The organism is Bradyrhizobium tropiciagri (assembly GCF_018130505.1).
Classification (GTDB): Bacteria; Pseudomonadota; Alphaproteobacteria; order Rhizobiales; family Xanthobacteraceae; genus Bradyrhizobium; species Bradyrhizobium tropiciagri_B.
In genome coordinates, this window is the sequence record NZ_JAFCKH010000003.1 from 635,376 (window position 1) to 646,190 (window position 10,815).

Genomic DNA, 10,815 nt, shown 5'->3' on the forward strand with positions numbered 1-10,815 from the left:
TCAGGCCCGTGCCGGCATCGCGCGGGGCATCTCATCCTCCCCGGCCTCGTCGGCCGCAATGTTCTCCTGATAGGTCTCCGGCCCGATCCAGATCGCGATCACCGTGCAGATCGACAGGAACATCGCGTAGCAGGCGACCGGCCACCAGGTGCCGTATGCCGCCACCAATGCGGTGGCGACGAACGGCGCCGGGCCGCCCGATAGCAGCGAGCCGAGTTCGCGCGCGAAGGCGAAGCCGGCGAAGCGGCGTTGCGGCGGGAACAGCTCGGCGAAATACGCCGCCTGCGGCCCGAACATTGCCGCGGTCACCACCGCACGCGCCAGGATGAAGGCGAGCGCGATCATGATCCATTCCTTGGTGCCGACCATCCAGAAGAACGGGAAGGCGAGCGCGACGCCGGCCAGCGCGCCGAACATGTAGACCGGCCGCCGCCCGATGCGATCCGACAACGCCGCAAAACCAAGGATCGCGAACAGTTCGATGGTGAACGCCAGCATCAGCGCGCTGAGTGCATCCGCCTTCGGCACGCCGAGCGTGGTGATGACATAGCTCAGACCGAACACCGGGAAGAAATAGCCGAGCCCGTTCTCGGCCATCCGAGCGCCGAGCACGACGAAGAAGTTGCGCGGATGGCGGCGCAGCGCCTCCATCGCCGGATTGCTCTCGACTTTGCCGCGCGCGACCACCGCGTCGGTGTAGACCGGCGTCTCGGTCACGCGCATGCGGACGAAGATGCCGACCAGGATCAACATGAAGCTGGCGATGAAGGGCAGACGCCAGCCCCAGTTCATCAGATCCTCGCGCGGCAGCGTCGTGACCAGCGCGAACGCGCCGGCTGCGAGCAGATTGCCGACGGAAACGCCGAGCGGTGCGAAGCCGCCCCAAAAGCCGCGATGCTTCGGCGGTGCATTCTCGACCAGATAGATCACCGCGCCACCATACTCCGCGCCGGCACCCAGGCCTTGCACGACGCGCATCGCGACCAGCAGGATCGGCGCCCAGATGCCGATCTGCGCGTAAGTCGGCAGGAAGCCGATCGCCGTGGTGCCGATGCCGATCATCAGGAGCGTCGAGACCAGCACCGGCTTGCGGCCGTAGCGGTCGCCGAGGATGCCGAACAGCAGGCCGCCGAGCGGCCGCACCACGAAGCCGACGCCGAAGGTCAGGAACGACAGCAGCGTGCCGACCACCGGATCGCTCTTCGGAAAGAACAATTCGCCGAACACCAGCGCGGCGGCGGTGCCGTACAGGAAGAAGTCATACCATTCGAGCGCCGAGCCGACGCTGGCTGCGAGAATCACACGCAGGCGCGATTGGCGGGCGCCATCTGCCATCTTGGTCATTCGTTTCCCCGTTAGTCTGTTTTTATGTATTGGATTTTTCGAGCATGATCATGCTCCAAATGCCCGCGGCGAGGCCGCGAGCATTTGTCGTCGGGTCGTTACGCGGCGCGCGTAAAATAGGATTTCTTCGACGCCGATTGGGTCTCGTAGATCGAGCCCTGCCGTTTCGCCGGCGGCAGCGGCATGCGCACCGGCACGTCGGTGAGCCGCGGCGTCACCACCGAGGGACCCGTCAGCAGGCGGCTGTCGAACTCGGCAAAGTCCTTCACGCCCATCAGCGGCCAGGCGTCGCTGGCGGCGACTTCGTAGAGCAAGAGGTTGCGCGGCCGGTTCGAGGTGTTGGTCGCCGAGCCGTGCAGCGCGCGGACATGGTGGAACGACATGCTGCCGGCCTTGCCCATGCAGGGCACCGCACGCTTGATCTCGTCCTGGATCTGGTCGGGATCGATCAGGCCGGCGAAGTGACCGTCCTCGCCGTGATGGTCCCACATCTTGTCGCCGGTGTGCGACGCGGGTGTCACCAGCATCGGGCCGTTCTCGATATCGCAATCGTCGAGCAGCACGCCGATCGCGAGGATGTCGTCATTGGTGTGCGGGTAGAACGCCCAGTCCTGATGCCACTCGACCGGCGAACCGTACTGCGCCGACTTCATGTTGAGCTTGGAGCCGTGCAGGCGAAGCCCGGGGCCGATCAGCCTGGTCAGGATCGAGATCACGGCCGGACTGCGCACGATTTCGTCGAAGATCGGATGCACCTTGTGCGGCGCCTTGATGCGGCGGACGCGCGGGGTCTCGGGCGTATGGCCCGGCTCGAGGTCGTAGACGTCGGTATGTTCAGTCACCGCAGCGGCGCCGGCCACCAGCTCGGCGAGCACCGTGCGCACCCGCCCGAGCGTCTCCTGGTTGAGAACCTCCGGGACCACGATCACCCCGTCGCGCTTGTAGGCCTGCGCCTGCTCGTCCGAAATCATGCCGTTTCTCCCTTCATTTCAGTCGGTTGCGGTCATTTGACCATATGTTAGCGCTAACATATAGCGATGTTAGCGCTAACATCATGGCCTGGCAACCCGGAATCGTGCACCCTCAACCCATGAGCAGCGATCTGACCGACCCCAGCGCCGACATCGAGACCGGCCCGGCCGACGCCGCGCCCACGCTCTCAGCGGTGGCCAAGCGCGCCGGCGTCTCCTCGATCACGGTGAGCCGCGTGGTGCGGATGCCCGACCTGGTCGCGCCGGAAACCCGCGCGCGGGTCGAGCTGGCGATGCGCGAGCTCGGCTATGTGCCGAACCTGGTCGCCGGCGCGCTGGCGAGTGCGCGGACCAATTCGGTCGGCGTGCTGGTGCCGACCATCGCCAATTCGATCTTCGCCGACACGGTGCAGGGACTGTCGGACACGCTCGAGCCGCGCGGCTTCTCGGTGATCCTGGCTCAATCGCGCTACGATGCGGCGCGCGAGGATCGCATGCTGGCGGCGCTGCTGTCGCGGCGTCCGGAGGCGATCATCATGGTCGGCTCGCCGGCGACGGAGGAGGGCAGCCGCCTGCTGCGCAACGCGCGCATCCCGATCGTCGAGACCTGGGAGCTGCCGCCGGCGCCGATCGACGCCGTCGCAGGCTTCGACAATTACAAGGCCGGCGTCGCCGTTGCAAAGCACCTGGTGGCGCAGGGGCGCCAGCGCCTCGCCTTTATCGGCGGCGACGATCCGCGCGCGACGCGTCGCTGGTCCGGCTTCAGGGACGAGGTTCTGGCGAGCGGCCTCGCCGAGCCGCGGCGGCTGATCCTCGAGCGCAACGCCACAGGCAGCGTGGTGGCCCACGCGCGACTTCCCGATGTGGATGCGGTGTTCGCCGCCAACGACGCGCATGCGATCGGCTTCATGGCGGGTCTGCGCGGCGCCGGGCTGCTGCGCGACGGGCCGGCGTCGGCGCAGCCGGTCGCGGTGATCGGCCTTGGCGATCTCGAAATGGGCCAGTTGATCTCGCCGACGCTGAGCACGATCAGCGTGCACGGCGACGCCATCGGCCGCACGGCGGCGACGCTGACCTTGGAGCGCGGCGGTGAGCGGCGTGTCGATCTCGGATTTGAACTGGTGCTGCGCGACAGCGGCTAGCTCTTCGCACCCCTTCGCCAGCGGTCGATGCCGGCGAGCGCTGCTGCGATCACGCATCCCGAGATGATGCCGAATGTCAGGTCCTCGAACACGGTCAGCGCGAAGGTCGGGATCAGCACCGCGGCGGCGCGCCAGTCCGTGACCAGGTGCACGAACTCTTCCTTCTCCGCCATGTACCAGCACACGACCACCAGCACGCCGGCCAGCGCCGCAAGCGGGATGTAGCTGGCGAGCGGCGCGGCCACAATCATGAACAGCAGCAGGAAGACCGAATGCAGCATACCGGACAGCGGACTGCGCGCGCCGGCGCGGATGTTGGTCGCGGTGCGGGCGATCGTGCCGGTGACGCTGATGCCGCCGAACAGCGCGGATGCGATGTTGGCGATGCCCTGCGCCACCAGCTCCATGTTGGAGCGGTGCTTGCGACCGGTCATGCCGTCGGCGACCTTGGCCGACAGCAGGCTTTCGACGCCGCCGAGCAGCGTGAAGGAGAGCGCTGCGGGCAGTATCTGCAGCAACAGGCTCGAGGAGAACTCGGGTAGTTGCGGCACCGGCAGGCCGTGCGGAATCTCGCCGAAGCGGGTGCCGATGGTCTCGACCGGCAGATGCAGCAGCAGCGCCGCGATCGACGCCAGCACGACCGCGATCAGCATCGCCGGCCATGCCGGCCGCCACACGCGCAACGCGAAGATCACTGCCGCAGAGCCAACACCGACCGCGAGCGCCGACCAGTTCAGCGTCGGAAGCGCCCGCGCGAGCGCCGCGAGCTTGGGCAGGAACGGGCCGGGCTCGGCGCCCGCCAGCGTCAGCCCGCCGAGATCGCGCAACTGGCTCGACAGGATGGTGATGGCGATGCCGCAGGTGAAGCCGACGGTCACTGGGTGCGGGATGTAACGGATCAGCGATCCGAGCCCCGACACACCGATCAGCGTCAGCATCACGCCCGACACCATGACGGTGAGCACAAGCCCAGCAATGCCGAACTGCGCGGCGGTCGCCGCCACCAGCACGATGAACGCGCCGGCCGGTCCGCCGATCTGAAACCGGCTGCCGCCCAATGCGGAGACCAGGAAGCCGCCCACGATGGCGGTGAACAGGCCACGCTCCGGCGTCACGCCGGAGGCCACCGCGATCGCCATCGACAGCGGCAGCGCCACCACTGCGACCGTCAGTCCGGCCATCACGTCCTGCCGGAACGCTTTCAGGCCGTAGCCTTCGGTCAGCGTGGTGACGAGCTTCGGACGATAGAGATGTGCCGTGGAGGATCCGTCAGGCATGCGGGCCTCCGCTTGGAGGGGATGTCGAAGCGATGCGCTTCATCCGGCAATCTTCCGATACACCGAGGCGGCGTGCCGCAGCAGCCGGCTCTTGCGCTTGCGCTCATGCACCCTGCGTCGCTTGGCCCGGCGCTTGCGGGCGCGCTGCTCGAGCGCATCGGCGCTCTCGACCAGCCCGCGGCGCACCTCGTCATCGTTCAACTCGCCGAGGATCTGCTGACCCTTGCGCAGATGCTTCAGCACGTTGCGCCATGACGTGTAGTCGTCGGCGGCAAGGCTGCCTTCGGAGAATTCGATGGCGTAGCGCAGGCGCTTGCTGGCGAGCCGGACGCGGTGGCGCTTGTTCTTGCCCATGCCCTGCAGCCCGCGACTCTTCTGGCACAGCTTCTGATGCCATCGCGACAGCCGGCGGGCGTGAAACACCGACACCGGCACCGCGCGGCGTTGCGCGGCGCGGCGATCCTGCCGCGCGGTCCACGGGCCGCTGCCGACCCAGTCCCACATGCCCTCGAACCATTGCAGGTAGCGTTCGCTCTGCAGCGCCTCCTTGAGCTTGTCGAAAGCATCGGTCCGCGCCGTCCTGAACATGCGTTCCTCGGGCTGGCCCATGCTGTTCTCGATCGCGACGTCGAGATCGCGCGTTGCGCCGAGATAGCCGCTCAGCCATTTCAGTTCGGCCTTCAGCCGCGTCCATTCGGTGTCCGCGACCATCGGCCCGTAGAATGCGATCGCGGCCTTCAGCCGCGTCAGTGCGACGCGGGTCTGATGCAGCGCGGTTGCATCGCCGGCAAGCACGGCCTCGTGATGGATCGCGACGTCCTCGAGGCACTCGGACAGGATCAGGCGAAACGCGGTCTCGCAACGCATCGCCTGGCTGAGATGGCGCGGCCGCTTCAGGCGGATGATTTTGGCCGGTTCTGCCGATGACGTCATGTGTTTCTCGCAACCCAAACCGGGGCCGCAACACCGCACGCGGCTTCCTTGCCCGAAAGATTTCCCGTTTGATCGGTCCCGATCAAGGGCTTTCTGTGCCATGGCAGCACAACGATCCCACTGCGCGGCCAAAATGCCGCAATTGCAGCGCGTTATCGGGCAAAATTCCCGCGGTAAGGGCGGTCGGCGGCGGGTTCGCGCATTGGGTCAACGGGTTGACGCCGCTGCTGCGATCCAACATCTGGTGCCGGCGGACCGCATTTGGGTGAGCGAGGCAAGGTAGACATGGGTGACAGTCACACGCTGCGCGGCGATGCGATCGCCGCGACCATCCTGGCGCGAGGCGCGGAGCTGTCGTCGCTCAGGAATGCCGACGGCACCGAGCTTTTGTGGCAGGCGGGCGCGCAATGGCCGCGCCATGCCCCGGTGCTGTTCCCGATCGTCGGCCGGTTGAAGGGCGACGCGCTGCGCCACGACGGCAAGACCTATCCGATGAGCCAGCACGGCTTTGCACGGGACCGGGATTTCGATTGGGTGGAGCAGGGGCCGCGCGCCTGCAAGCTTGTGCTCACTGATGATGCCGAGACCCGCGCGCGCTACCCGTTCGCGTTCAGGCTCGAGGTGACCTACACCGTCGCTGGCGCCGATCTCGAGGTCGCCTTCGCTATCGTCAATACCGGAGACGAGATGCTGCCGGCTTCGCTCGGCGGCCATCCCGCGTTCAATTGGCCGCTGACAGCAGGCTTGCCGAAGGACGCCTACACGCTGCGCTTCGCCAAGGACGAGAGCGCGCCGATCCGGCGGCTGAAGGACGGGCTGATGCGGCCGCAACCCGAACCGACCCCGGTCAAGGGCAGCACCCTTGCGCTGTCGGAACGGCTGTTCGATGACGATGCGATGATCCTCGATCAGGTCGCGAGCACATCCGTCCGCTTCGCCGCCACGCAGGGGCCGGCCGCCGCCGCGCTGGTGTCTGCGATCGAGATGTCGTGGAACGGCTTTCGCGAGCTCGGCATCTGGTCGAAGCCGGGCGGCGCGCCGTTCCTCTGCATCGAGCCGTGGCACGGATTTGCCAGTCCCGCGGGGTTCGACGGCGAATTCGCCGATAAACCCGGCGTGATGCACATCGCACCGGGCGATCGCCGCTCGCTGAGCTATCGCATTCGCGTGAGCTGATTGCCGCCGGCGCCGCCGACGTCAATGCGGGCGAGTGCCGAGCGCGCCCGTCAGCGCGGCGACCGATGGCGGATTTTCGCTCGCCCAGGCTTCGTGGGCGGCGAGATCGCGGTAATGGTCGGCCATGCGTAGCAGCCGTTCGCGGATGCTCGCGTCCTCTTCGCCTTTGGCCTGATCGGCCAGTTGCGCGGCGCGTTCGAGAAGCGCTTTCGGATCGATCACGGCAAGCTCCAAATCCGGTTTCGCTTGATGGATAACGATCGCAAGGCAAGCACAGTTCCCACCTTGGTTTGATGACAACGGCGTCAGAGCTGGAACAGGCCGAGCCCTGCCATGACGTCGCATTTGGTGCGTTCCGTGATCTGGCGGGCCTTCCCGGTTCCGCGCCTGATCACATCGACGAGATGATCGCGATGGTTGGCGAGTTCAGCACGCCGGGCGCGGATCGGCGCGATCAGTGCCTGCAGGATATCATCCAGCCGCCGCTTGACGGTGGAGTCGCCGAGGCCACCGCGCCGATAGCGTTCTTTCAGTTCAGCCACTGCATCGCGATCGTCGTCGAACGCATCGAGATAGGTGAAGACCACATTGCCTTCGACCTTGCCGGGATCGGCGATGCGCAGATGCTCGGGGTCGGTGAACATCGCGCGCACCGCGGCCGCGATCATATCCGGTGATGCGGAGAGCGGGATCGCGTTGCCGGACGACTTGCTCATCTTGGCGCGTCCGTCGACGCCCGGCAGCCGTCCCGCGCGCGGGATGATCGCCTGCGCCTCGGGCAGCAGCGCGCGGCCGGCCAGTGCATTGACGCGGCGGACGATCTCGTTGGTCTGCTCGATCAGCGGCGCCTGGTCCTCGCCGACCGGAACGACTGTCGCCCTGAAGGCGGTGATGTCGGCGGCCTGCGAGAGCGGATAGCAGAGAAATCCCGCCGGGATGTCGCGGCCGAAACCGCGCGCGCGGATCTCGTCCTTGATGGTGGGGTTGCGCTCGAGCCGTGCCACCGTGACGAGGTTGAGATAGAGCATCGACAGTTCAGCCAGCGCGGGGAGCTGCGACTGCAGGCAGATCGAGGTCCGTTCCGGATCGATGCCGACCGCGAGATAGTCCAGCGCGACCTCGACGACGTTGTCGCGAACCTTGCCGATGTCGTTGATATTGTCGGTGAGCGCCTGCATGTCGGCCAGCAGCAGGAATTGCTCGTGCGTGTCCTGGAACGTCAGTCGGCTCCTGAGCGAGCCGACATAGTGGCCGAGATGCAGCGGACCGGTGGTGCGGTCGCCGGTGAGAATGACTGGCTTTGCCATGGGGATCTCCATTCAGTTGGAATGGGGACGCCGCATGCGAGCTGGATGACACGAAAAAGGCCGCCCGATGCGGCGGCCCCGAAATGCATGAACGCGTTCGGCCCGCCTGTCAGTCGGCGAGCCACCAGAAATTGGCGATCAGGATCGAACGTGTCATGCCGCAAGCGGTAGGGCAACGCCGCACGGCGGTCAAGCCTAGTTGAACGTCATGCCGCCGCTCATCGCGATCGTTTGGCCGGTCATGTAGGGATTGTCGACCAGCAGCATTACGGCCTGCGCGACCTCGTCGGCGGTGCCGAAGCGGCCGATCGGAATCCGGCTCACCAATCCGGTCTGTCCCTTCATCATGTCGGTCTCGATCAGCGACGGCGCCACCGCGTTCACCGTGATGCCTTCCTTGACGAGGCGTGCGGCATAGCCCCGCGTCAAACCTTCCATGCCTGCCTTGGATGCGTTGTAGTGCGGACCGATCGAGCCGGCACCGCGCGCGGCTCCGGAGGAGATGTTGACGATGCGGCCCCATTGCCTGGTGCGCATCATCGGCAGCACCGCCTGCGTGCACAGGAACGCCGACTTGAGGTTGACCGCGATGGTGCGGTCGAAGTCTTCCTCGGTGAGATCGTCGACGCCCTTGACGATGGCGATGCCGGCATTGTTGACGAGGATGTCGACCGGGCCGAGCGCGGTTCGCGCCCGCTCCACCATGCCGGCGACTTCAGCGGCCTCAGACACGTCCGCGGCGATCGCGACGGCCCGGCCGCCGGCCGCGGTGATGCCCTTGGCCAGCGCCTCGGCCTCGGTGACGCGCTCGCGATAATTGATCGCGACCGCGGCGCCGGCCTCGGCCAGCATCTTGACGATGGCAGCGCCGATGCCGCGCGAGCCTCCGGTCACGAGTGCCACATGTCCGTGCAGACTGTTTGTCGTCATCGTCATCATCCTCTTGGAATTTCGCGCAAGCTGGCAAAAGCGGCCGGGGGGCGCAATGTGAGTCCAGTCCAAAGCCCGCTCAAATCTGCGTTGACGGACTCGCTCGGGAGACAAAATGGGCAGGAAACGCCGGAAATTGGCCTTGCGTCCGGTACAGCCCGGCGGCAATGCTGGGGCGTCATCCTTGGAAGCACACCCACGAGAGATCGATGAGCAAACTGATTGTCCGCGCCGGCGACTTCACCTTCGACGCCCGTTTCGAGGAGCAGCTTGCGCCGAAGACGGTCGCCGCCTTCCGCAAGGCGATGCCGTTCGAGAGCCAGGCGATCCATGTGCGCTGGAGCGGCGAGGGCGTCTGGATGCCGCTCGGCGATCTCGATTTCGGCGTCTCCTATGAGAACCACACCAGCTATCCGGCGCCGGGCCAGATCATCCTCTATCCCGGCGGCATCAGCGAGACCGAGATCCTGCTCGCCTATGGCGGCGTGCATTTCGCCAGCAAGATGGGCCAGCTCGCCGGCAACCATTTCATCACGCTGACCTCCGGGCTGGAGAATCTCACCGCGTTCGGCAAAACCGTGCTGTGGAAGGGCGCGCAGAAGATCCGCTTCGAGGAAGTCTGATGTGAGCGAGCCCCGCTATCCGCGCGATCTCCGCGGCTACGGCCGCAATCCGCCGGATCCGAAATGGCCCGACGCGGCGCGCATCGCGGTGCAGTTCGTGGTCAATTTCGAGGAGGGCGCGAGAACAACATCCTGCATGGCGATCGCGCCTCGGAGGCGTTCCTGTCCGACGTGTTGGGGGCGCAGCCCTGGGCCGGCCAGCGCCATGCCAACGTCGAATCGATGTTCGAATATGGCTCGCGCGCCGGCTTCTGGCGGCTGTGGCGGATGTTCACCGAACGCAGGATGCCGGCCACCGTATTCGGCGTCGCGATGGCGCTGAAGCGCAATCCGGATATCGTCGCGGCGATGCAGGAGGCCGGCTGGGATATCGCCAGCCACAGCCTGCGCTGGGTCGAGCACAAGGACATGTCGGAGGCCGAGGAGCGCGAGGAGATCGCGCGCGCCATCGCCGTGCATACCGAGGCGACCGGAGCAAGGCCGCTCGGCTGGTACACCGGCCGCACCTCGATCAACACGCTGCGACTGCTGATGGAGGCCGGCGGCCTGCGCTATCTCTGCGACTCCTATGCCGACGACCTGCCGTACTGGATCAAGGCCGCCGGCACCGAGCCGCATCTCGTGATCCCCTACACGCTCGATGCCAACGACATGCGCTTCGTCAACCCGCAGGGCTTTGGCGGTGGCGACGAGTTCTACACCTACCTGAAAGACAGTTTCGACGTGCTCTATGCCGAGGGCGCGACGCGGCCTGCGATGATGTCGGTCGGCCTGCATTGCCGCGTGGTCGGCCGTCCAGGCCGCGCCGCCGCCTTGATGCGGTTTCTCGACTATATCGGCAAGCACGATCACGTTTGGGTGCCGACCCGGCTTGCGATCGCCGAGCATTGGCACGCCAACATGAAGCATCTCGCGCAGGATGCGTTCGTGATCGGCTGACTTGCGATTGCCCTGCTGTCGGAGGGGGCGCGCTGGCAAAATGTCGAAAAACAACCCCATGCACAGTAGCCGGCGGCTGCCTGTGTTCGACGAGCAACTGTCCGTAGCGGGTGAAGATGTCGTGTTTTTGTAGCTCGTGATCTGTCGCCTTCGTTTGTGATTTGCAGGTTAGC

9 protein-coding genes and 2 pseudogenes are annotated in these 10,815 nt (G+C 66.2%); 4 read left to right on the plus strand and 7 right to left on the minus strand.

The features are described from left to right. Both JQ633_RS10600 and JQ633_RS10605 read right to left on the minus strand, forming a co-directional pair. Positions 1 to 1,344, minus strand: a complete 1,344-nt coding sequence (locus tag JQ633_RS10600; RefSeq protein ID WP_211984922.1) for an MFS transporter — start codon at positions 1,342 to 1,344, stop codon at positions 1 to 3. A gap of 98 nt (positions 1,345 to 1,442) precedes the next feature. Then, positions 1,443 to 2,315, minus strand: coding sequence for a phytanoyl-CoA dioxygenase family protein (locus tag JQ633_RS10605; RefSeq protein WP_211984923.1), 873 nt, complete (start codon positions 2,313 to 2,315; stop codon positions 1,443 to 1,445). 119 nt (positions 2,316 to 2,434) lie between these two features. On the opposite strand from JQ633_RS10605, the gene JQ633_RS10610 reads away from it, so the two are divergent. Beyond that, on the plus strand, positions 2,435 to 3,457 hold the full coding sequence (locus JQ633_RS10610) for a LacI family DNA-binding transcriptional regulator (RefSeq protein WP_211984924.1): 1,023 nt from the start codon (positions 2,435 to 2,437) through the stop codon (positions 3,455 to 3,457). 35 nt (positions 3,458 to 3,492) lie between these two features. Here JQ633_RS10610 and JQ633_RS10615 read toward each other — a convergent pair. Next, positions 3,493 to 4,734 (minus strand): annotated as a pseudogene (locus JQ633_RS10615) (SulP family inorganic anion transporter); the annotation flags it as partial. A gap of 39 nt (positions 4,735 to 4,773) precedes the next feature. Beyond that, a complete protein-coding gene (locus JQ633_RS10620; protein ID WP_249159085.1) occupies positions 4,774 to 5,667 on the minus strand; it encodes a CHAD domain-containing protein in 894 nt (297 codons plus the stop codon). Between the two features lie 285 nt (positions 5,668 to 5,952). On the opposite strand from JQ633_RS10620, the gene JQ633_RS10625 reads away from it, so the two are divergent. Further along, a complete protein-coding gene (locus JQ633_RS10625; protein WP_211984926.1) occupies positions 5,953 to 6,843 on the plus strand; it encodes an aldose 1-epimerase family protein in 891 nt (296 codons plus the stop codon). 21 nt (positions 6,844 to 6,864) lie between these two features. Here the strand turns inward: JQ633_RS10625 and JQ633_RS10630 are convergent, their stop codons facing one another. The 3 genes from JQ633_RS10630 to JQ633_RS10640 all read right to left on the minus strand — a co-directional run bounded on the left by JQ633_RS10630 (position 6,865) and on the right by JQ633_RS10640 (position 9,080). Beyond that, on the minus strand, positions 6,865 to 7,065 hold the full coding sequence (locus JQ633_RS10630) for a hypothetical protein (protein ID WP_211984927.1): 201 nt from the start codon (positions 7,063 to 7,065) through the stop codon (positions 6,865 to 6,867). An 83-nt stretch (positions 7,066 to 7,148) separates the two neighbouring features. Further along, positions 7,149 to 8,150 (minus strand): tryptophan--tRNA ligase, encoded by a 1,002-nt coding sequence (gene trpS, locus JQ633_RS10635; protein WP_211984928.1) that lies wholly within the window; start codon positions 8,148 to 8,150, stop codon positions 7,149 to 7,151. A gap of 195 nt (positions 8,151 to 8,345) precedes the next feature. Continuing rightward, entirely contained in the window at positions 8,346 to 9,080 is a 735-nt protein-coding gene (locus JQ633_RS10640) for an SDR family NAD(P)-dependent oxidoreductase (protein WP_211984929.1), read from the minus strand. A gap of 209 nt (positions 9,081 to 9,289) precedes the next feature. Here JQ633_RS10640 and JQ633_RS10645 point away from each other — a divergent pair, with 209 nt between their 5' ends. Further along, positions 9,290 to 9,703 (plus strand): DUF3830 family protein, encoded by a 414-nt coding sequence (locus JQ633_RS10645; protein WP_211984930.1) that lies wholly within the window; start codon positions 9,290 to 9,292, stop codon positions 9,701 to 9,703. Position 9,704: 1 nt separating this feature from the next. Further along, positions 9,705 to 10,642 (plus strand): annotated as a pseudogene (gene puuE / locus JQ633_RS10650) (allantoinase PuuE). Positions 10,643 to 10,815: the final 173 nt, after the last annotated feature.